24 protein-coding genes and 4 pseudogenes are annotated in these 17,816 nt (G+C 58.5%); 10 read left to right on the forward strand and 18 right to left on the reverse strand.

What is annotated here, in order from left to right; all coding sequences use genetic code 11:
- Positions 1 to 227 precede the first annotated feature (227 nt).
- Positions 228 to 542: a hypothetical protein gene (locus AUQ37_RS06425; protein WP_058747893.1), complete on the reverse strand. Its 315-nt coding sequence runs from the start codon at positions 540 to 542 to the stop codon at positions 228 to 230.
- A 113-nt stretch (positions 543 to 655) separates the two neighbouring features.
- Here AUQ37_RS06425 and AUQ37_RS06430 point away from each other — a divergent pair, with 113 nt between their 5' ends.
- Positions 656 to 1,381 (forward strand): RNA methyltransferase, encoded by a 726-nt coding sequence (locus AUQ37_RS06430; RefSeq protein ID WP_058747894.1) that lies wholly within the window; start codon positions 656 to 658, stop codon positions 1,379 to 1,381.
- Here the strand turns inward: AUQ37_RS06430 and AUQ37_RS06435 are convergent.
- The 5 genes from AUQ37_RS06435 to AUQ37_RS06455 all read right to left on the reverse strand — a co-directional run bounded on the left by AUQ37_RS06435 (position 1,344) and on the right by AUQ37_RS06455 (position 4,525).
- Positions 1,344 to 2,186: a hypothetical protein gene (locus tag AUQ37_RS06435; RefSeq protein WP_058747895.1), complete on the reverse strand. Its 843-nt coding sequence runs from the start codon at positions 2,184 to 2,186 to the stop codon at positions 1,344 to 1,346. The two genes, AUQ37_RS06430 and AUQ37_RS06435, sit on opposite strands and share 38 nt — an antisense overlap.
- A complete protein-coding gene (locus AUQ37_RS06440) occupies positions 2,183 to 2,458 on the reverse strand; it encodes a ribbon-helix-helix domain-containing protein (protein ID WP_157844323.1) in 276 nt (91 codons plus the stop codon). Before AUQ37_RS06440 ends, AUQ37_RS06435 begins: the two co-directional genes overlap by 4 nt.
- An 83-nt stretch (positions 2,459 to 2,541) precedes the next feature.
- Positions 2,542 to 2,853, reverse strand: a complete 312-nt coding sequence (gene rpl12p / locus AUQ37_RS06445) for a 50S ribosomal protein P1 (protein WP_058747897.1) — start codon at positions 2,851 to 2,853, stop codon at positions 2,542 to 2,544.
- Positions 2,854 to 2,868: 15 nt separating this feature from the next.
- Positions 2,869 to 3,873: a 50S ribosomal protein L10 gene (locus AUQ37_RS06450; RefSeq protein ID WP_058747898.1), complete on the reverse strand. Its 1,005-nt coding sequence runs from the start codon at positions 3,871 to 3,873 to the stop codon at positions 2,869 to 2,871.
- Between the two features lie 13 nt (positions 3,874 to 3,886).
- A complete protein-coding gene (locus tag AUQ37_RS06455) occupies positions 3,887 to 4,525 on the reverse strand; it encodes a 50S ribosomal protein L1 (RefSeq protein WP_058747899.1) in 639 nt (212 codons plus the stop codon).
- 30 nt (positions 4,526 to 4,555) lie between these two features.
- Here AUQ37_RS06455 and AUQ37_RS10035 point away from each other — a divergent pair, with 30 nt between their 5' ends.
- Both AUQ37_RS10035 and AUQ37_RS06460 read left to right on the forward strand, forming a co-directional pair.
- On the forward strand, positions 4,556 to 4,729 hold the full coding sequence (locus AUQ37_RS10035) for a hypothetical protein (protein ID WP_157844325.1): 174 nt from the start codon (positions 4,556 to 4,558) through the stop codon (positions 4,727 to 4,729).
- Positions 4,730 to 4,887: 158 nt separating this feature from the next.
- Positions 4,888 to 6,246, forward strand: a complete 1,359-nt coding sequence (locus AUQ37_RS06460) for an ATP-binding protein (protein WP_058747900.1) — start codon at positions 4,888 to 4,890, stop codon at positions 6,244 to 6,246.
- 217 nt (positions 6,247 to 6,463) lie between these two features.
- Here the strand turns inward: AUQ37_RS06460 and AUQ37_RS06465 are convergent, their stop codons facing one another.
- From AUQ37_RS06465 to AUQ37_RS06475, 5 genes and pseudogenes are all read right to left on the reverse strand, one after another.
- Complete coding sequence (locus tag AUQ37_RS06465; RefSeq protein WP_058747901.1) at positions 6,464 to 6,940, reverse strand: 50S ribosomal protein L11; 477 nt, start codon at positions 6,938 to 6,940, stop codon at positions 6,464 to 6,466.
- A 2-nt stretch (positions 6,941 to 6,942) separates the two neighbouring features.
- Positions 6,943 to 7,143 (reverse strand): transcription elongation factor Spt5, encoded by a 201-nt coding sequence (locus AUQ37_RS13685; protein WP_201013822.1) that lies wholly within the window; start codon positions 7,141 to 7,143, stop codon positions 6,943 to 6,945.
- Between the two features lie 101 nt (positions 7,144 to 7,244).
- Positions 7,245 to 7,376 (reverse strand): annotated as a pseudogene (locus tag AUQ37_RS13690) (transcription elongation factor Spt5); the annotation flags it as partial.
- Positions 7,373 to 7,762 carry a hypothetical protein gene (locus AUQ37_RS11320; RefSeq protein WP_201013823.1) on the reverse strand — a complete coding sequence of 130 codons (390 nt, stop codon included), beginning with the start codon at positions 7,760 to 7,762 and terminating at the stop codon, positions 7,373 to 7,375. The pseudogene AUQ37_RS13690 and the gene AUQ37_RS11320, both read right to left, overlap by 4 nt.
- 14 nt (positions 7,763 to 7,776) lie before the next feature.
- Positions 7,777 to 8,007 (reverse strand): protein translocase SEC61 complex subunit gamma, encoded by a 231-nt coding sequence (locus AUQ37_RS06475; RefSeq protein ID WP_058747902.1) that lies wholly within the window; start codon positions 8,005 to 8,007, stop codon positions 7,777 to 7,779.
- Between the two features lie 230 nt (positions 8,008 to 8,237).
- Between AUQ37_RS06475 and AUQ37_RS11325 the strand changes: the two genes are divergently transcribed.
- Together AUQ37_RS11325 and AUQ37_RS06480 are read left to right on the forward strand one after the other, a co-directional pair.
- A complete protein-coding gene (locus AUQ37_RS11325; RefSeq protein WP_201013824.1) occupies positions 8,238 to 8,402 on the forward strand; it encodes a hypothetical protein in 165 nt (54 codons plus the stop codon).
- 15 nt (positions 8,403 to 8,417) lie between these two features.
- Positions 8,418 to 8,693: a UPF0147 family protein gene (locus AUQ37_RS06480; RefSeq protein ID WP_058747903.1), complete on the forward strand. Its 276-nt coding sequence runs from the start codon at positions 8,418 to 8,420 to the stop codon at positions 8,691 to 8,693.
- A 113-nt stretch (positions 8,694 to 8,806) separates the two neighbouring features.
- Here AUQ37_RS06480 and AUQ37_RS06485 read toward each other — a convergent pair whose 3' ends face one another.
- Positions 8,807 to 9,373 carry a GMP synthase subunit A gene (locus AUQ37_RS06485; protein WP_058747904.1) on the reverse strand — a complete coding sequence of 189 codons (567 nt, stop codon included), beginning with the start codon at positions 9,371 to 9,373 and terminating at the stop codon, positions 8,807 to 8,809.
- A 135-nt stretch (positions 9,374 to 9,508) separates the two neighbouring features.
- Here AUQ37_RS06485 and AUQ37_RS13695 point away from each other — a divergent pair.
- A pseudogene (locus tag AUQ37_RS13695) lies at positions 9,509 to 9,802 on the forward strand (carboxymuconolactone decarboxylase family protein); the annotation flags it as partial.
- 108 nt (positions 9,803 to 9,910) lie between these two features.
- Positions 9,911 to 10,495 (forward strand): sugar O-acetyltransferase, encoded by a 585-nt coding sequence (locus AUQ37_RS13700; protein ID WP_058747975.1) that lies wholly within the window; start codon positions 9,911 to 9,913, stop codon positions 10,493 to 10,495.
- An 88-nt stretch (positions 10,496 to 10,583) separates the two neighbouring features.
- Here AUQ37_RS13700 and guaA read toward each other — a convergent pair.
- From guaA to AUQ37_RS06520, 6 genes and pseudogenes are all read right to left on the reverse strand, one after another.
- Positions 10,584 to 11,545 (reverse strand): annotated as a pseudogene (gene guaA / locus AUQ37_RS13705) (glutamine-hydrolyzing GMP synthase).
- Positions 11,545 to 12,030: a 5-(carboxyamino)imidazole ribonucleotide mutase gene (gene purE / locus AUQ37_RS06500; RefSeq protein ID WP_058747905.1), complete on the reverse strand. Its 486-nt coding sequence runs from the start codon at positions 12,028 to 12,030 to the stop codon at positions 11,545 to 11,547. Before purE ends, guaA begins: the two are co-directional and overlap by 1 nt.
- Before the next feature lie 57 nt (positions 12,031 to 12,087).
- Positions 12,088 to 12,927 (reverse strand): class I SAM-dependent methyltransferase, encoded by an 840-nt coding sequence (locus tag AUQ37_RS06505; protein ID WP_058747906.1) that lies wholly within the window; start codon positions 12,925 to 12,927, stop codon positions 12,088 to 12,090.
- Between the two features lie 197 nt (positions 12,928 to 13,124).
- Positions 13,125 to 13,913 (reverse strand): ATP-binding protein, encoded by a 789-nt coding sequence (locus AUQ37_RS12500; protein ID WP_058747907.1) that lies wholly within the window; start codon positions 13,911 to 13,913, stop codon positions 13,125 to 13,127.
- Between the two features lie 18 nt (positions 13,914 to 13,931).
- A pseudogene (locus AUQ37_RS11340) lies at positions 13,932 to 14,380 on the reverse strand (AAA family ATPase); the annotation flags it as partial.
- Positions 14,381 to 14,698: 318 nt separating this feature from the next.
- On the reverse strand, positions 14,699 to 15,007 hold the full coding sequence (locus AUQ37_RS06520) for a hypothetical protein (protein WP_058747909.1): 309 nt from the start codon (positions 15,005 to 15,007) through the stop codon (positions 14,699 to 14,701).
- 567 nt (positions 15,008 to 15,574) lie between these two features.
- Between AUQ37_RS06520 and AUQ37_RS06525 the strand changes: the two genes are divergently transcribed.
- From AUQ37_RS06525 to AUQ37_RS06535, 3 genes are all read left to right on the forward strand, one after another.
- On the forward strand, positions 15,575 to 16,507 hold the full coding sequence (locus tag AUQ37_RS06525) for a transcription initiation factor IIB (RefSeq protein ID WP_102134605.1): 933 nt from the start codon (positions 15,575 to 15,577) through the stop codon (positions 16,505 to 16,507).
- A 91-nt stretch (positions 16,508 to 16,598) separates the two neighbouring features.
- On the forward strand, positions 16,599 to 17,342 hold the full coding sequence (locus tag AUQ37_RS06530) for a DUF5714 domain-containing protein (protein WP_058747911.1): 744 nt from the start codon (positions 16,599 to 16,601) through the stop codon (positions 17,340 to 17,342).
- A 30-nt stretch (positions 17,343 to 17,372) separates the two neighbouring features.
- Positions 17,373 to 17,792 carry a cyclin family protein gene (locus AUQ37_RS06535; protein ID WP_058747912.1) on the forward strand — a complete coding sequence of 140 codons (420 nt, stop codon included), beginning with the start codon at positions 17,373 to 17,375 and terminating at the stop codon, positions 17,790 to 17,792.
- Positions 17,793 to 17,816: the final 24 nt, after the last annotated feature.

A 17,816-nucleotide genomic window follows, 5' to 3' on the forward strand; every position in this document is an offset into this window, starting at 1 on the left:
CGGGGCGCATCCTTCGCCCTTCGGCGAAGGTGCCTTACAGCTCCTTTTGGCGCACACAGGTGCGTATGCGCATGATCGATTATGAGCCTGCTCCTCTGCCCGATTCCACACGAAATGTTATAGAACCTATTATTATACGTTATGTTGGACGTTATTGAAAAATATCTTAACAATCTTTAAATGAAGAAAAATGCCCCGAAGCGCAGGGCCTATGCAGACGCTGGGCATCATTTGCATTCGTCGATCGTCCCTTCCACATAGGGAACGTCCTGAGGAAGGTATCCGCCGGTCACAGCGTCCCAGAGGCCGTCCACTATGCTGTCGATCACCCTGTCGCGCAGCTCCCGGTAAGTGTCCGGATCGGATTTCTTCAGGGCCGCCGCCGAACGGTACACGGTGCCGTCCTCGGAAGTGAACCCTCCCCTCTCGGTCAGGATGGCATCCAGGTCGGAGACCCCGAAGCCCCCGTCGATCTCCAGCCTGACAGCTTTCATGAGGCGCTCGATGTCCTCGTACCTCTCACCTCTGAACCAGTATGCCATATGAGGCGGCCTACCGCCGTCGCAGGTTTATCTAGTTGACGGCCCCGGCATTCCGCCCTTTGTCCGTCCCCGTAAAAATCCTTATACTCCCCGCATATGGGATTCCGATTCAAATGGTAGATATCCGCGTCGTAGTCGTCGGCCCCAAGTTCGAGGGCAACGTCGGGGCCATAGCCAGGTGCATGGCTAACTTCGGCGTGAAGGAGCTTTATCTTGTTAATCCCTGCGAGATCGGCGACACCGCCATCGCCCGCTCCAAGCACGGGGACTACATCCTGAAGGACGCCGTCATATGCACCTCCCTGGAAGAGGCCGTCGACGGATGCTTCCTGGTCGTCGGGACCTCCGGCACCGTCACCAAGGGCGACAGCAACTACACCAGGATCCCGGTCGACGTGAGGACCTTCGCATCCATGTGCCGCGGATACCACGAGAAAATAGCGCTGGTCTTCGGCAGGGAAGACATCGGCCTGCTGCAGACCGAGCTCAACAGGTGCGACGTCCTCGTCACCATACCTGCCGACGACGAGTATCCGGTCATGAACCTCTCCCATTCGGTCGGGGTCGTTCTGTACGAGATGTTCCAGGCGGTCCGCAAACCTGAGCACTGCAAACCCTGCAACAGCCACGAGAAGGAGCTCATGTACAAGTTCTTCGGCGATCTTCTGGAGGAGATCGACTACACCGAGCCGAGGAGGGAGGCGACCACCGTCATGTTCAGGAGGATGATGGGAAGGTCCGTGCCCACCGGTTACGAGTTCAACACCATCATGGGCGTCTTCGGCGATGCCGCGAAGGTCATCAGGAACCTTCAGAAAAGCGGAAAGAAATGGGAATGAAGACGAACGCGCCGGTGCTGCCCTGCATCGTCCCCTCGACGACCTCCGGGACCGACCCGGTCAGGTCCGCCGTCCGCCTCACCAGCATCTCGCGCTCCTGAGGGCCCAGCGGAGAATCGGTGAGGACCACCGCGCGCTTGCCCATGATATCCGTCCGGTAAAGCGGGAACGCCAGCGCGCCTTCCGCTGAGAACGCAGGGGACGCCCCGTTCCCGTACCCCAGAGTGTAGAACCTCCCGCCGAATATCAGTTCATACCTGCCGTCGCCCGCCAATGAGGCTATGCTCTCGACGGCGTGCTTGCGGAGGACCGCGAACTCGTCGATCAGAGGCGCGAAGTCCAAGGCCGACGAGTCCTCCCTGAACGCGGTATCGAGGTCCATCACGAAGATCCTGCAGTCCGGCACCGATTGTGCCAGGCTCTCGACCAGGGGCTCGAAGCGGGAGCGGGTGTCATCCGCCCTGAAAGGGACGGAGAGGACGTAGGTGACCCGTATCCCTGCGGAGGAGGCCACCTGCCCGAAGGCGAGAGCGGCGCTGTCCGCGGTCTGACCTCCGACGAATAATGAGACAACTGCGGCCGTGCGGCCGCTGAGATGCTCCAGGATGTCCCCGTCATGGATGAACATGGCGCGGAAGTAGCTCCCGTCCATATCGCCGGGGGCATCCCCCGAAGGGCCGTCCGAGAGGCATATGTCGGCATCCTCGCGGTCGATGGTCAAAAGCGGGAGCCCGCAGTCGGCGGCGGCCGCTCTTGCGGTCCTGCAGCCGTCGGTCCCGCACCCTACGATGACTACTCCCGTCATCCCTTCCTCTCCAGGCTCTCCCGGTACGCGGACGCGAGCTCGGAGGCGGGATCGCCGTCTGAGAACTCCTCGATCCCGTGGGACTCGGCCTCGGCGGCCGCTTCGAGGATACTCTCCCTCTCGGACGGGGACAGGCATTCGGCCAGAAGACGCGATACGGCCTCCAGCAGGAAATCGCTGCGCGATGCGAAGCGGTGCGAGCTCACGAGGGAATCCATCAGGACGAGCTCGTCGGAGGGGATTCTCGCAGTGAGCTTCATTGAACCGTCCATATGACCAGAACTTCAAAAGTGAGCGGGGGGAAACCCCCGCATGGATGAAAGGCGTTTCAGTTATTGCCGGTAAACGGGGATGCTCATCCGAAGAGAGCGGAGAGACCAGCGGCGGCTTCGTCCTCGCTGACCTTCTCTTCCTCGGCCTCGGCCTTCTTGTCTTCCTTGGGGGCCTCGGCGGCGGCTGCGGGAGCAGCTGCGGCGGCTGCGGGAGCGGCGACAGAGGCGTTAGCGATTGCCTCTTTGATGTCGACTCCCTCGAGGGAGGCAACGAGTGCCTTGACTTTCGCGGCATCAACTTCTACGCCTGCTGCGGTGAGAATGGCCGTGATGGCATCTTCGGTGATCTCTTTCCCAGCAGAGTAGAGGACCATTGCGCTGTAAATATACTGCATAATTCTTCAACTCCTTTATCCGAACAGAGCGCCGAGTCCTGCGGAAACCTCTTCCTCAGTTTCCTCTTCGCTCTTTTCTTCTTCTGCTTTCTGCTCCGCCGGTGCGGCGGGCTCTGCTGCGGCGCTAGCGGCAACAGGCGCGGAGGCGAGCCTCGCGGCGATGTCGTCGTTAGTGAATCCGGACGCAGAAGCAAGGGCAAGCATCTGCCTGTCTGCCTTCGCAAAAAGCGCTCCGATAGTATCTTTGGTCGGTATCGCGGCCTCAACAGACAGCGCAACTGCGCTCCTGTATGCCTTGGCGATAAGGGCAGGCATCGTCTCCTTCGCAGGGTATGCGATCTCGACAGCGAGCGCCATAGCGTCGTGGGCGGCCGTAGCGAACATAGATGTGTAATAATCATCAGGAATGTCGAGGACGTCCCTAGTGTAGACGATCCCATCGCCGAAAATCGCGTAAGCGTTCATTCCGACTTCCATGGGAAGAATCTCGAGCTTGGGAAGCATCGCGGCGATCTCGGGGGAGATGGCCTCACCCTGTTTGACGAGGGTGGTCTTCTTCTTGATGGTTATTTTCCCGTTCATGATCTGAGCGGGAAGGCCCAGTTTCTGAAGTTCACCGATGATGGGCCCGGGCCCGAAGGGGGTGGGTCCCTCAGGAACGACGATGTCGATGGGCGCGATCTGACCCGCTTTCGCGGGAGCCGGAGTGCTCGTCGCCTTCAGCTTCTTGAAGAGCTGGAAAGCGTTGATGTCCGTGGTAACGATCGCACACTGCCCGCCGACGTACTCCTTCAGCTTCTCCACGCCGGGCCTGACGGACGCGGCCTGCTCAAGAGCCAGATGAATAAGGTTGTTCTTAGTCATCTTGATCTTGGCATGCTGCCTCATGCCTGCCCTCATGGACTGGATCTGGGGAGCCGGGATCTCCTGCATGTCCACGATCGCTACGACCGGGTACTGCTGGATATCGGCGACGATCTCGTTCACGATGTCCTTCTTCCAACTTGCGACGTGTGCCATACTTGGACCTCCCTCACATCAGCCTCTCGGACGGTCCCATGGTGGTCTTGATGTAGGCGGAGTCGATGTTGTGCTTACCCTTTTCGAGCTTGTTCTCAACACGCTTCATGATGACATCGACGTTTTCGGCGATGTCATCCGCGGACATCTCAACGGTCCCGACGGGAACGTGGAAAGTCTTTCTGTCTTTTGTCCTGACGGTAACAGACTTGCGGAGGTTTGCGATCATCGGGGCCGGATCAACTCCGGGAGCGATGGGCTTAGGCATCTTTCCGCGGGGACCGAGAACGGTACCGAGCCTCTTACCGACGACCGCCATAAGGGGGGCCTCGGCGATGAAGTAATCGATGTCGTTCGCGATCTTCTTCGCCTGTTTCTTGTTGCCAGCGAGGGTCCCGAGTTCGTCGGGAGAGATCACTAGGTCAGCAACGTCCTTGGCTTTCAAGGCTAGTTCGCCACCGCCAATGACAGCGATCTTGATCGACTTTCCGCGGCCTTTCGGGAGGATGATCTCCTCCTGGATACGGTTCTTCGGAATGGTCAGGTCAACATCCCTGAGATTGACGGCCAACTCAACCGTTTCTACGAATTTGCGCTTCTTGGCGCTTTCGAGCGCCTTCTGCACAGCCATTACGGTTGGTTTTTCTGCCAATACAATTCCTCCTCGTAGTGATAGCGGACCGTGAGGCCCTTCTACGAGCGATTCATGCTCATTCTCTTTCCATATTTAAAGAAAACTATCATAAAGCATCCTCACGAGAAGAGGGCACGTGCGCTCATGTACGACGTGTACCTTAAAGAGCCGGAGCAGCTCTCTGACAGGACTGCCGGGGCACTTGCAGCCGTCACAGTCTAAAACACCAAAGATTCCGAAGAATCGGTTAAACTGTGTTTAATATGGATAGAAATGGGAATTTAAGTTGTGTTTAATATGGATAGAAATGGGAATTTAAGTGGTGTTTAATATGGATAGAAAAGGAATTTTTGATATACGTTTAAAGCATCTGGCTATTGATGACGCTGCCTTCCAGAATTTTCAAGAGAAAGATATACGGCTCCCTTCTCAAGTGGAAGAGCGAATCCAACGGAAGCTCGGCACTTCTCATACAGGGCGCCAGACGCATAGGGAAAAGTACAATCGCCGAAGAATTCGCCAAAAACGAATATGAATCGTATCTGTTGATCGATTTCAACAATCCTGGACCAAATCTTATCCATTACTTTGAAAACTATCAAACAGACCTGGACCGCCTATTTTTCCTGCTGCAGACGGAATACGGAGTAAACCTGACCCGCAGGAAAAGCCTAGTCATCTTTGATGAAATTCAGCTATTTCCCTTGGCCAGGAAGATGATCAAATATCTCGTGGCAGACGGACGTTACGATTACATCGAGACCGGGTCGCTGATATCTATCATGAACAGCATGAAAGGTTTCACTATCCCTTCCGAGGAAGAGGACCTCTGCATGTACCCCATGGATTTCGAGGAGTTCTGCTGGGCGTGCGACATGGAATTCATCCCGCAGGAAATCCGCAAGCACTACGCAAACAGAACACCGCTCGGTAGGGATGTACATGACACTCTCATGAACAAGTTCAGAGAGTACATGCTGATAGGAGGAATGCCGCAATCTGTTGCGACTTTCATCGAAACAAACGACTTAAACGAAGTTGAACGTACCAAAAGCCTCATCATATCGCTTTACCGTAAGGACATAACCCGCGAATCCGCTCTCAGTGGCAGAGCCGCCGAGATATTCGACCATGTTCCGTCGTTCCTTTCCGACAGCAGAAAACTGTTCAGGCCCGGAAAAATAGCTAAAGGAACGAGAATGGAGGATTACAGCAGAAGCATCTTGTGGCTTTCGGATGCGATGATCTGCAATGTCTGCTACAATGTGAATGATCCAGATGTTTCTCTCGACCTCACATTGGATAGGAACACGTTCAAATGCTACCTGTCCGATACCGGACTTCTCATCACGCTCTCCTTCAGCCGGGACATCCTTTCGAAAAAAGAGTTCTTCGCCTCGTTCACAAGAGGCAGCATTTCGATGAACGAGGGGATGATATTCGAGAATGCAGTCGCCCAGGCGCTGAAGGCAGGCGGGCACGAGCTCCGTTACTGCGAGTTCTATAACAAAGGTTCAACCCACATCCATGAAATCGATTTCCTTCTCCCGTGCGGCGCGGAGAAGATGTGCCCAATCGAGGCCAAATCAGGGAAAATATCCGACCGCCACATATCGCTGGACCGTTTCTGCGAAAAGTACCGTGACAGGATTGCGGGACCGATCGTGATCCACACCAAGGACCTACGCGAGGAAAAGGGGATCCTCTATATCCCTATCTATATGGCCTGGCTCTTATAATCGGCTCTGGTCCCGCCGTACCCATGGCCCTTCGGCATGACCGGCAGGGCCTCAGATATCGAGAACTTCATGATCTGATTAGCAGAATCCGATATGGTGCATGCAGAAACAACAAACTGCCGAATCTTGGCAACGGAATCGTGCCGTTCCGAATCTGTTTGCAAAAAGAACGGAAACAGAGATGAGCGGGGGAAGGCCCCCGCGGTGAAGTTTGAGATCAGTGAGCGATCTGGGCGTCGTAGACGCCGGCCTTCAGGTCCTTCTGGAAGACCTTGGGGTCCTTGCCGTCCACGGTGACGCCGCAGCTGACGCAGTTTCCGGCGACCTCGGAGACGCGGGCCCTCTCGGTTGCGCCGAGGAGGGAGTCCTGCTTCATCTCCGCGATCTTCTTGATCTGCTCGACGGTCAGGTTGCCCACGACGGTGGTCTTGGGGTTCCCGGACGCGGTCTCGAGGCCGAGCTCGTTCTTGATGAGCGCGGACACGGGAGGGGTTCCGACCTTGATGTCGAACGATTTGTCGGGGTTGATGAGGATCTTGACGGGGACCTTCATTCCCTCGAACGCCTTGGTCTTCTCATTGATCTTAGCGATGATCTGACCGATGTTAACTCCTTTAGGACCAAGTGCAGGGCCCAGAGGCGGACCTGCGGTGGCCTTGCCCCCGTCAACCAATGCCTCAACAGTATCTACCATGTTCAATTCTCCTTTTCAACGACCCTGACGCTGTCAGCCTTGACAGTTACAGGTATGGGGACCATCGCATCGACAAGCTCCACGGTGATCTCCTCTTTGTTCTCGTCGATCTTCTGGACGCGCGCCTTCTCACCCTTGAACGGGCCGGTGACGAGCTCCACCAGATCTCCTTCTTCAATACCGACGACGGCCGATACGGGCACCAGGTAGTGGCTGATCTCCTCGATGGAGGTCTCGCGTCGATGAATGAATATGCTTTCTTGATGTCGCGGACCTTGACCCTGAGCTGGTCGGTGTTCATGCCCTCGACGAACACGTACCCCCTGAGCCCGATGGGGCTGAGGACGGCGTAGACGTCGCGCTCCCCCTTGTCGGCCCTGGCCATGAGGGCATCGACGACCTCCTTCTCGTGGTCCATCTGGGTCTTGAGGATCATGATGGACTGCCTGGCGACGGCGGTGAACAAGGCGGACGCCTCGCCGGCGTCGGAGGCGATGTGCACCTCGACGTGACGGCATCCCCGTACCTCGCTCCCTTGGGGCAGATGATCTCGAGCTTGAGGATCTTGGCGGTCTTGCCCGGGAAGTCCACGGTCACGGAGTTCTTGGAACGGTAGTTCTCCCAGAGCTCGTTGCCCACAGAGTCGTACAGGGTAACGTTCCATTCGGGCGCGTCCTCGGCATCGGTCGTCACGCTGAACGACAGCTCGGCCTTGGGAGCGCCGGAAATCGCCTGGAAGTCCCAGTAGACCGTACCGCCGGCATGGACATCTTTCGATCCCGTCTCGCCGGTGAAGTTGGGGCCGCTGACTTCGTCTGACATTTTTCGCTCACCGCTCAGAAATAATCCGGAAGATAGGTCATCAGCCACATGATGAAGAAACCAAGCGCACCCAGGACTATGATCCCGATTGCCGAGATCTTGGAGGTCTTGAGGTACTCGTCCCTGTCCGGCGTGTGCGCCATCTGGAGGATCCTCCCGTACTTCCCCTTGCCGAGGTTTCTGATCTTCGACTCGAGGTCGTCCTGGATCTCCTGGGACCTGGTATCTGCATCGATGTCCGACATTCAAATCATCCTCGGGCCGTAAACGGCCGCGGCACTCTTTCGTTATCACTAGAACAACGATTAAGCAAACCCCTAACAAAGGACGCTTGTATTAAAGGTTTCGTCAGGGTTTCTTTTATAATAGAAAAGGCCCGCGGAACGGGAGGCTGGATGCTCTGCGTCCGCGCCAATCTAATAATGCTTTTATAGGGAACGCAGATGTACCTTCAAAAAACCCTTGAGGTGTTACCATGGAAGACGTTTTGTGCAACATCGAACTGGTCAAGGACAACAACTACTTCATCGCCAGGATCCAGAGCGAGTACAACGGCACCCGCGAGTACAAATCCTCGAACATCGAGGAGGTCCTCGAGCAGATGACGATGGACCTGCAGGAAGAGTTCGACTCCGCCTGATGGGGAGGGAATCTTATGGCGAACGAGATCAAGATGGTATGCGACGAAATGGACATGCTCGCTGAGGACACTACGATCCCCAGGAACATCAGGCGCAGCGCCCAGGAGGCCAAGAACAACCTCCTGAACGAGAAATACGCCCTCGACGTCCGCTGCGCAGGCGCCATGAACGTCCTCAGCGACCTCACCGGCGACAGCAACATGCCGATGCAGGCATACACCCTCATCCTCCAGATCCTCAGCCAGCTTGAGAAGATCTCGAAGGACTACGACGCCTCCAAGGGCAACTGATCGGTCCTGACATAAAGGACCGGCCACCGGCCGCGGCGGGAGACCGCTGCGGCCTTTTTTTTTCTTAATTTTTCCGCGTATGAGCGGGACCGGCCGCAGGGGCCTGCCCGCCCTCACTTCTTGAGGAAACCGAGGAAGTTCTGGAATATCTCGGCCCCGTGCTCGGTGTTCTCCACCTCAGGGTGGAACTGGACGCCGTAGCGCTTCAGGGAGTCGTTGGCGACGCCCTCCACGGGGCAGTTCTCGGAGGACGCAGTGAGCCTGAACCCCTCGGGGACCTGCTTGACCTCGTCGTTGTGAGAGCAGACGACCGTGAACTCGTCCGGGAGGCCAGCGAAGAGATCGGAGTGGTCCTTCACGCTCAGCTTCACCTCCCCGAACTCGGGGACCTTGGCGGGGCCGAGCTCGGAACCGAAATGCTGGCACATGAACTGCATCCCGGCGCATATCCCCAGGATCGGATAGTCCGCCTTGTCGAGGTAATCGCCGTTGAACCCCATCCTGTTGGTGTCGCAGGCGACGCTGGGCGCTCCGCCGGACAGGAGCAGGCCGTCGAGGCCGCGGAGCTCGTCGAACGGGGTGTTGTTGGGGACGATCTTCGTCTCCACGCGCAGGTACTTCAGAACGCGCCATTCGCGGTGGGTCCACTGACCCCCGTTGTCGACGACATACACCTTCATGGGGCGGTGATTCCCCATCTTGGCTTATAATCCTAATGACGGAAGCGGAAGAGCTCTGCAGAAGGATGGTCCCCGCCTCTGTCCGCGGGCAATGTTTTTCACAGTGTCAGGCAATCTCTGTGCTGAGGCTGTAACATGGTCAAGCAGACGGCGGGGAGGGATGCTCTGGGGGATTTCGCCCCCAAATTCGCGGAACTGAACGATGACGTGCTCTTCGGAGAGGCATGGTCGAGGGAGAACAAGCTCTCCCTGCGCGACCGCTCCATCGTCACGGTGACCGCCCTGATGTCCAAGGGTATCCTCGACGAATCCCTGAAGTACCACATCGCCAACGCCAGGAAGAACGGCGTCACCGCCGGCGAGATGGCGGAGATCCTCACGCACGCGGCGTTCTACGCCGGATGGCCGAACGCCTGGGGCGCGTTCAGGTACGCCAAGGAGGTCTACGCCGACGATATCCAGAAGGCCAAGGCCGGGAAGCCCGCCCAGAAGGACTACTCCTATACCCAGGAGGACCTGAGGTACTTCCTGGAGAACATGAAGCCCGGGACGCTGATCAAGCTGAGGTCTCGCATGTGCGTCATCATGAACAGGGTCAGCCGGGAGACCATGGGGCTCTGCATGAAGCTCAACGACGGCTTCAAGACCGCCGACGAGCGCCGCGCCGAGTTCTCCAAGATCGTCGGCTACAAGGTGGACCCCGGGTTCAGGGTCTTCCCGCCGTTCTACTCCGACTTCGGGAAGAACATACACCTCGGGAAGAACGATTTCATCAACACCAGCTGCCACTTCCAGGACCAGGGCGGGATCTACCTCGGCGACCATGTGCTCATCGGCCACTCGGTGACGCTGGCCACCATCAACCATATCCAGGACCCGGCGAAGAGGGGCGACACCGTCTGCTACCCGATCACCATCGGGAACAACGTGTGGATCGGCGCCAACTCCACCGTCGTCGGGGGCGTCACCATCGGCGACGGGGCGATCATCGCCGCCGGCGCGGTGGTCACCAAGGACGTTCCCCCGTACACCGTGTACGGCGGGGTCCCGGCCAAGTTCATCAAGAACGTCGATATGGATGAGGAAGAGCGTCTGCAGCTGAAACCTCAGCCGAAGGATTGAACCGGTCACTGGCCGCCGTCTCTGTATCTTTTCCGATAAAAGGACGATGAACGGGGCCCGCAGAGGGCCCCGGAAATGTTTCCGGACTTCACTCCCACTCGATGGTCGCCGGCGGCTTGCTGGTGATGTCGTAGACCACGCGGTTCACCTGGCTCTTCATCTCGTCGGTGATCCTCGACGAGATCCTCCTGAGGAGGGCTATGGGCAGGGAGGAGAAGTTGGCGGTCATGCCGTCGACAGAGTCCACGGCGCGGACCGCCACGGTGTACCCGTAGGCGCGCCTGTCCCCCTGGACCCCGACCGACCTGGTGGGCAGGAGCACGGCGAAGTACTGCCAGGGGCGGACGGCCTCGCCGCTGCCCACAGACTTCATGATCTCGTCCTCGACGATGAAGCAGGCGTTGCGGACGATCTCCACCTTCTCGGGGGTGACCTCGCCGAGGCACCTGATGGCCAGGGCCGGCCCGGGGAAGGGCTGCCTCTCGGAGGCCTCGACACCGAGCTTCCTGGCCACGGCGCGGACCTCGTCCTTGTAAAGGTCGCGGAGAGGCTCGACGAGGGACATGTTCATGTCCTTCGGGAGACCGCCGACGTGTGGTGGGACTTGATGGTGTCCCTGACCCCGTCGCCGCTCTCGATCCAGTCCGGGGCGATGGTGCCCTGGAGCAGGTGCGTGGCCCCGAAGTTCTTCGCGTACCTCTCGAAGACCCTGATGAACTTCTCGCCGATGATCTTCCTCTTCTGCTCCGGGTCGGTGACCCCTTTCAGGGCGCCGAAGTACTCGTCGGCGGCACGGGCGACAGCGTAGTTGATGCCCATGTGCTTCATCATGGCCTCGACCTCCTCGGTCTCGCCCTTCCTCATGAGCCCGCTGTCCACATAGACCGCCAGCAGGCGGTCCCCGATGGCCTTCGAGGCGAGAGTGGCGGTGACCATGGAGTCGACCCCTCCGGAGCAGGCGATGATCGCCTTCCCGGGTGCCGGGATCTGCTCCTTGATAGAAGCGATGGCCTCGTCGATGAACTCCTGCTCGTCGAAGAATCCCGACATCACTCCACCTTCCTGGCTTCCTCGGCGACGGCCTCGGAGTCCCTCTCGACCTTGGCGGCCATGGCCTCCCTGTCGTCCTTCAGCTTCTGAGCGAGGGCAGGGTCGGAAAGTGCCAGGATCTCCACGGCAAGGGTAGCGGCGTTGTCGCCGCGGTCCATGCCCACGCAGGCCACGGGGATCCCCGGGGGCATCTGCACGATGCTGAGGAGGGCGTCGTAGTTCAGTGCGCCGCTGGCAGGGACACCGATGACGGGCTTGACCGTGAAGCTGGCGATCACTCCCGGCAGGGCGGCGGAGAGCCCGGCGACGGAGATGAAAACATCCGCGTCGGAACCGGTGACGAGCTTCTCCACCCTTGCGGGCGTGCGGTGCGCCGATGCGACAGCGATATCGTAGGCCACGCCGTATTTCTTGAGGACTTTGATCGCCTTCTCCGCTACTGGGAAATCAGACTTGCTCCCGGTGATGATGAAGACCTTTGACATATGCTGAGAGCACCAGCGACGCAATAGTTAATCATTGCGCGCAGCGGCGCATGGCGTTCAGGGCCTGAACTCCAGCCGGCAGATGTTCATATTCATCGCCCTGTCGAAGAACCGGCACATGAGCCTCATGCCTGCAGGGACGCCTTCGGACTTCAGATCAACGTAACCTCCCAGGTACCTCCTGGACGATACCGATATCCTGTCGGACCAGCCGCCGATCTCCGATACCGGGTCGCTGATGCAGAAATACCCGCTGATATCGCTGATGCCCATGTTCTCCAGCGTCTTCTTCATCAGCAGCCTCTGCCCGGTCCTGCCGACGGTGTCGAAGACCAGGCGCCCGCCGGGGAACGCTTCCAGGAGCCTGAGGACGAGGTCCCTGACCTCCCCGGCTCTGAAATAGTGGAAGACCCCGGCAGCGAACAGGAACACGCCTTCCTCCGGCTCGATCTCCTTTATCCAGGAGGGGTCGCTGAGGTCCGCGGCGATGTTCGTCTCCCTCCCCATGGGCGGGAGCAGTTCGTTCCTTATCCCGATGACATCGGGGCGGTCGATGTTGTACAGCCTCATCTTCCCGTTATCGCCGATCAGCGGCGTCTGATCGAGCCCGCACCCCATGTTCACCACGAATGCCCCCGGATGCAGTTCCAGATAGGCCTTCATCTCCTCCAGGATGTCCCTGGGGCGGAGGATCCCCTCCAGGGCGCCGAACCGCCATGCGGCGGTGCGCTTCTTCTTATCGAGTTCGGCGAAATCATAATCCAGACGGCCGGCCGCGGCGGCCGAGTACGGGTCATCGAGTATCCCGGGGTAAAGCTCGCTCCCCAGCTTCCTCCCGTAGAGAGGGATGATCAGGGTCTCCTGCACAGTGTTCTCGGCGATATGGTATCTCTCCATTCGGTTCACCAGTTCCCGCGATCCCTTTCCGTCCCCTCCGGGCCGCGCGGCCTCTGTGCAGGAGGGGGCGGACAGCGCCCTTCCGGCTGCTCCGAAGGATGTGCAAGCATGCGCGCCGCGGACTCGCGGCGCATTGCCTGCCGGCTGAATACCGTTCTGAGTACTATTAGTTTATCCTAAATCTCGAACGGCAGCGATCAGAAGGTCCCCGGATCATCCGCGCCGATGAGCCAGTCCATCACATTGACGATCTCTATCCCGTTTTCCGTCCCGAGACCCAGACGATCCAAGGTCAAGATGGTCTTAGGGAAATTGTCGCCGACAGACGACAGCGGCCTCAGTTCCCTTTCACGAGCCTCCTGCGGCATCATCGATAGGCAGACCTGGTAATATTCCACCCTGCCGTTCCTCATAGCCGTGAAATCGATCTCTCTGTCGCGGTAACTCCCTACATGTACAGTATACCCCCGCCTCAGCAGTTCCAGGTACACAGTGTTCTCCAGCGGGCGGCTGATATCGGTGCCTTCGGCCCCTATGAGAGCGGCATTGCGCAGGCCGAGATCGGAGGCATAGAACTTCGCATTCGTCTTCAGTATCCTCTTGCCGATGATGTCATAACGTTCGGCACGGCGGAACAGGAATGCCTCCTCGAGCTTTCCGACATAACGGTTTACTGTGACCGGCCCAATGCCGATGGCTTTGGCAATCATATCCGTGTTCGTGATATTGCCGATATTGCTGTACAGGAATCTCGCTATGGCGCGGAGAGTGTTGGCATCTCCTGTGCCTAGGCGCGCGAGAACGTCGTCTACAAGCACGGTATTGAATATCCCTGTGAGCTGCGCACGGCAGAATTCCTCGCCGCGGGATGGGTCGACCTCGGGGAGCGCTCCGAAACGCAGGTATTCGGAGAACCTGCGTTCATTGTCGCCAGGATGCAGTTCCAGGTATTCCGGGAACGAAAACGGAAGGATCGCTATTTCCACAAACCTGCCGGCGATGTGCGTGGCGAGTTCGGATGACAGCAGTTTAGAGTTGGAACCTGTTATATACACATCGCAGCGGCCGGTGTTGATCAGATGGGATACGGACTTCTCCCACCCCGCGACGTCTGAATCTCATCGAGGAATACGTATTTCCTGCCGCTCTTGCCGATCCTTTCCAAAAGCGCACGGTCCAATTCATCTGAGGTGCCTACATCTCTGAATTCGAAAGTCTCGAAGTTCATCTTGATGATGTCCTTCGGATCGGTACCGCCGGAGATCAGATCGGAGATATACTGGTCCAGCAGCGTAGATTTGCCGACGCGCCTCATGCCTGTGACGACCTTGACGACATCGGTCAGGTCCTTTCCTGACCTGAGCCTGTCCAGATATCTTTCCCTGATGACCTCCTTCTGCATACGGGGGTATGATGCGATTTCAATTGAAAAAGTTTTCATTGATGAAAACATTTCCGATGAATTTGAATTTGTTTTATTGATGAAAGAATTTTACGTGAAATATGTCTTCTGCAATGCCCTTCCGGAAGAAATGGGATGCATGCATACGCTCCGAAAATTCACAGCCCGAACGCTGCGAAATCAGAGCGCTCAGTCATCAAGACCCAGACATCTAGCAGGCGGACATTTGCAGCAAGAATCCGTTCCCATTCATGGGCTGCATAGTCCGACAGAGCCGGACCCGCGATGAAGAGCAGAACGCTCGAGAACAGGAGAAAAATTCAAAGAAGGAAGGGGACCGGCCCGGAGGCCGGGCCCCGCTGAATCGGTTCAGCTTTTGAGAAGTGCGACCAGGAAGATCCCGACAGCGATCAGCGCGCCGATGAGGATTCCGATCAGGTTGACAAGGGCATCGTAGAAGACATCCCAAGCCGCCACATCGCAGAAGGGCTCGACATCGCTCCAAGCAATCATGTAGAGCCATGCGAAGCCGATGATGAGGCCCGCAAGGGTGAGGATGATGCCGTACGCCTTGTTCTTGCCTTTCCCGAAGTACGCGGAGAAGATGCCCGCCGCAATGGCCACCACGGCGAACGCGATGACGATCACCGTGATGAATTCCCAGATGGTCCAATCCATAATTCAGCCTCCGATTCAGAGGATGCCCGCGGGCACCCGAATGTACGGATGATGCAGGTTTACCATAAAAAGGTTTATGGGTTTGTCCAACAGACCAGCCTGACAGTCTGACAGGGCCCGCACGTATGCCTCCGGCAGCGCCGGACGGGAGCGGGACAGCCCCTGCTGGATGGTCATGGATTACCCATCCCAGTCGCTCTTCGAATTTCGAAGAAATTGGATTTGCTTAATATATCGGAAGAGTGTTCATAATTAAACGAATCCGATATATTCAAATAGAAGGGCATCATATGCCTAAATATAGGGTTTTTGGAGGTTTCATGAATTTTTCGGGCACAGTCCAAGGCGTGAACTCCGAGGGGCGCATCATCGCCAGATGCGAGGAAGCTCCCGACATCGGCTCCCGCGTGACGGATTCCCGGAAGAGGATAGTGGGGACGGTCAAACGCGTGTTCGGCCCGGTCGACGGGCCGTACGCATCGATCGCTCCTGCGGCCGACATACCCAGAGAAACATTCGCCGAGGGCGCCAAGCTGTACTTCGGCGGCACAGATCCGAGGAGAAGAAATGCCAAAAAACAGAGAAGAGACCGAGGAAATCAAAGTCTGTCCCGAGTGCGGAAGCCACCATCTGGTGCGCGACTACGAGAGGGGAGAACTGGTATGCGAGGACTGCGGTCTCGTGCTCGATGACCAGTTCATCGACCAGGGGCCCGAGTGGAGGGCCTTCGACGTGGAGCAGGGAGAGAAAAGGGCCCGTACCGGGTCCCCCATGACCTACACCATCCACGACAAGGGTCTGTCGACTGAGATCTCCTGGAAGAACAAGGACAGTTACGGCAAGAGCATCCCCACCAGGAACCGTGCCCAGCTGTACAGGCTGAGGAAATGGCAGCGCAGGATCCGCGTCTCGAACGCGACCGAGAGGAACCTCGCTTACGCCCTCTCCGAGCTCGACAGGATGGCGTCCGCCATGGGCCTCCCCAGGAACGTCAGGGAGACCGCCGCCATGATCTACAGGAAAGCGGTCAACAAGAACCTCATCAGGGGAAGGTCCATCGAGGGCGTCGTCGCAGCATCCCTCTACGCCGCCTGCAGGCAGTGCGGGGTCCCCAGGACGCTCGACGAGGTCGCCGGCTCCTCCAGGGTCGGAAGGAAGGAGATCGGGAGGACCTACAGGTTCATGACCAGGGAGCTCAAGCTCAAGCTCATGCCCACCAAGCCCCAGGACTATGTCCAGAGGTTCTGCTCCGAGCTCAAGCTGAGCGGAGAAGTGCAGACCAAGGCCGCCGATATCCTCAAGGACGCCTCCGAGAAGGAGCTCACCTCCGGGAGAGGACCGACCGGGGTCGCCGCCGCGGCCATCTACATCTCCTCGATCCTGTGCAACGAGCGCAGGACCCAGAGGGAGGTGGCCGATGTCGCCGGCGTGACCGAGGTCACCATCAGGAACAGGTACAAGGAGCTCACCGAGAAGCTCGGCATCGAGATCCAGCTCTGAAACCCCTCCCCCCTCAGCCCAGAGGGGCTCCGGCCGCTGTGCCAGCAGTTCAGCGGCATCCGGCCGGGCATCGTTTTCTATCCCTTCCGCCATGGCGCACGCATGCACGGGGGAAGGCTGCATCATCTGTGGGAAGGAGCTCATTTATTCGACGGAGGAGAGGGACGCCGTCTGCTCGATATGCGGGAAGAAGACGAGAACGTCCATATGGTGCCCGGAAGGCCATTATGTGTGCGACGACTGCTGCCGCGCACCTTCCCGGGCGGCCGTCGTCAGGGCCTGCCTGGAATCGGAAGAGAAGGACCCGGTAAAGCTGGCGGAGTCGATCATGCACAATCCGTCGGTCTGCATGCACGGGCCGGAGCACCACATACTGGACGCCTGCGCCCTAGCGGCCGCCTACAGGAACTGCGGAGGGAAGATAGACCTGGAGAGCGCGCTCAGGGAGCTGGTATCCAGGATGTCGGCCGTCCCGGGAGGGGTCTGCGGGAGGTACGGCTGCTGCGGGTCCGCCGTCGCCTGCGGCGCGTTCGTCAGCACCGTCACCGGCACCACCCCTCTCAGCGGGAGCACCTGGGCGCTGGCCAACCGCATGACGTCGGAATGCCTCGCGGCGGTCGGAAGCATCGGAGGACCCAGATGCTGCAAGAGGGACTCCTTCCTCAGCCTCGGCGCGGCCGCCCGCTTCATCACGGAGAACATGGGGGTCCCCATGCCCTCGTCGGTCCCCGTATGCATGTTCAGCGCGAGGAACGCCCAGTGCCTGGGCGAGGCCTGCCCGTTCAATCCGGGGCACGGACGCAGGCGAACGAACCCGCAGGTGGGTTTTATCTAGATACCCAGATATTAGGAGGGCAGTGATACCATGGGACTGAGTGACAAGTTCAAAAGCGCTCTGAACAAGACCGTGGATAAGCTCGACGACACCATCGAACGCGCCGGCGAGGACGACAAGGCCCACATCGACAGGTACGTCAAGGACCTGGGGCTCTCGAACAAGACGAAGGACGCCGCCCAGGACCTCCTCGCCAAGGCCTCCGCGAAGGACGCCGACGGCAAGGAGCTCGTGTACAGCGGCAGGAACAGGGCCGGCGCCTGCGTCTACATCGCCGCCAAGCAGAACGGCGAAGCGAAATCCCTCGAGGACGTCGCCCGCGTAGCCCACACCGTCCAGTCCGAGCTCAGGAAGTACTGTCTCGACGTCAAGGACAAGCTGAAGATCGATGTCGAGATCGAGGCCGAGTCCTCCGCCGCGAAGACGGAAGAGAAGAAGGAGCGAGACTAAACCATTTCCCGGGGCCTTCGGGCC

It is taken from the genome of Candidatus Methanomethylophilus sp. 1R26 (assembly GCF_001481295.1).
In the GTDB taxonomy this organism is placed as follows: domain Archaea; phylum Thermoplasmatota; class Thermoplasmata; order Methanomassiliicoccales; family Methanomethylophilaceae; genus Methanomethylophilus.

Bases quoted from the DNA above. Each gene is read 5' to 3' on its own strand.
- AUQ37_RS06465 (WP_058747901.1), bottom strand. From the start codon at position 6,940: ATGGTAGATACTGTTGAGGCATTGGTTGACGGGGGCAAGGCCACCGCA.
- AUQ37_RS06425 (WP_058747893.1), bottom strand. From the start codon at position 542: ATGGCATACTGGTTCAGAGGTGAGAGGTACGAGGACATCGAGCGCCTC.
- AUQ37_RS06450 (WP_058747898.1), bottom strand. From the start codon at position 3,873: ATGGCACACGTCGCAAGTTGGAAGAAGGACATCGTGAACGAGATCGTC.
- AUQ37_RS06485 (WP_058747904.1), bottom strand. From the start codon at position 9,373: ATGAAGGTGTATGTCGTCGACAACGGGGGTCAGTGGACCCACCGCGAA.
- AUQ37_RS06480 (WP_058747903.1), top strand. From the start codon at position 8,418: ATGGCGAACGAGATCAAGATGGTATGCGACGAAATGGACATGCTCGCT.
- AUQ37_RS06530 (WP_058747911.1), top strand. From the start codon at position 16,599: ATGGCGCACGCATGCACGGGGGAAGGCTGCATCATCTGTGGGAAGGAG.
- AUQ37_RS06520 (WP_058747909.1), bottom strand. From the start codon at position 15,007: ATGGATTGGACCATCTGGGAATTCATCACGGTGATCGTCATCGCGTTC.
- AUQ37_RS06435 (WP_058747895.1), bottom strand. From the start codon at position 2,186: ATGACGGGAGTAGTCATCGTAGGGTGCGGGACCGACGGCTGCAGGACC.
- AUQ37_RS06535 (WP_058747912.1), top strand. From the start codon at position 17,373: ATGGGACTGAGTGACAAGTTCAAAAGCGCTCTGAACAAGACCGTGGAT.
- AUQ37_RS06460 (WP_058747900.1), top strand. From the start codon at position 4,888: ATGACGCTGCCTTCCAGAATTTTCAAGAGAAAGATATACGGCTCCCTT.
- AUQ37_RS06505 (WP_058747906.1), bottom strand. From the start codon at position 12,927: ATGGAGAGATACCATATCGCCGAGAACACTGTGCAGGAGACCCTGATC.
- AUQ37_RS13700 (WP_058747975.1), top strand. From the start codon at position 9,911: ATGAAGCCCGGGACGCTGATCAAGCTGAGGTCTCGCATGTGCGTCATC.
- AUQ37_RS06525 (WP_102134605.1), top strand. From the start codon at position 15,575: ATGCCAAAAAACAGAGAAGAGACCGAGGAAATCAAAGTCTGTCCCGAG.
- AUQ37_RS06440 (WP_157844323.1), bottom strand. From the start codon at position 2,458: ATGGACGGTTCAATGAAGCTCACTGCGAGAATCCCCTCCGACGAGCTC.
- rpl12p (WP_058747897.1), bottom strand. From the start codon at position 2,853: ATGCAGTATATTTACAGCGCAATGGTCCTCTACTCTGCTGGGAAAGAG.
- AUQ37_RS11325 (WP_201013824.1), top strand. From the start codon at position 8,238: ATGGAAGACGTTTTGTGCAACATCGAACTGGTCAAGGACAACAACTAC.
- AUQ37_RS06430 (WP_058747894.1), top strand. From the start codon at position 656: ATGGTAGATATCCGCGTCGTAGTCGTCGGCCCCAAGTTCGAGGGCAAC.
- AUQ37_RS06475 (WP_058747902.1), bottom strand. From the start codon at position 8,007: ATGTCGGACATCGATGCAGATACCAGGTCCCAGGAGATCCAGGACGAC.
- purE (WP_058747905.1), bottom strand. From the start codon at position 12,030: ATGTCAAAGGTCTTCATCATCACCGGGAGCAAGTCTGATTTCCCAGTA.
- AUQ37_RS11320 (WP_201013823.1), bottom strand. From the start codon at position 7,762: ATGTCAGACGAAGTCAGCGGCCCCAACTTCACCGGCGAGACGGGATCG.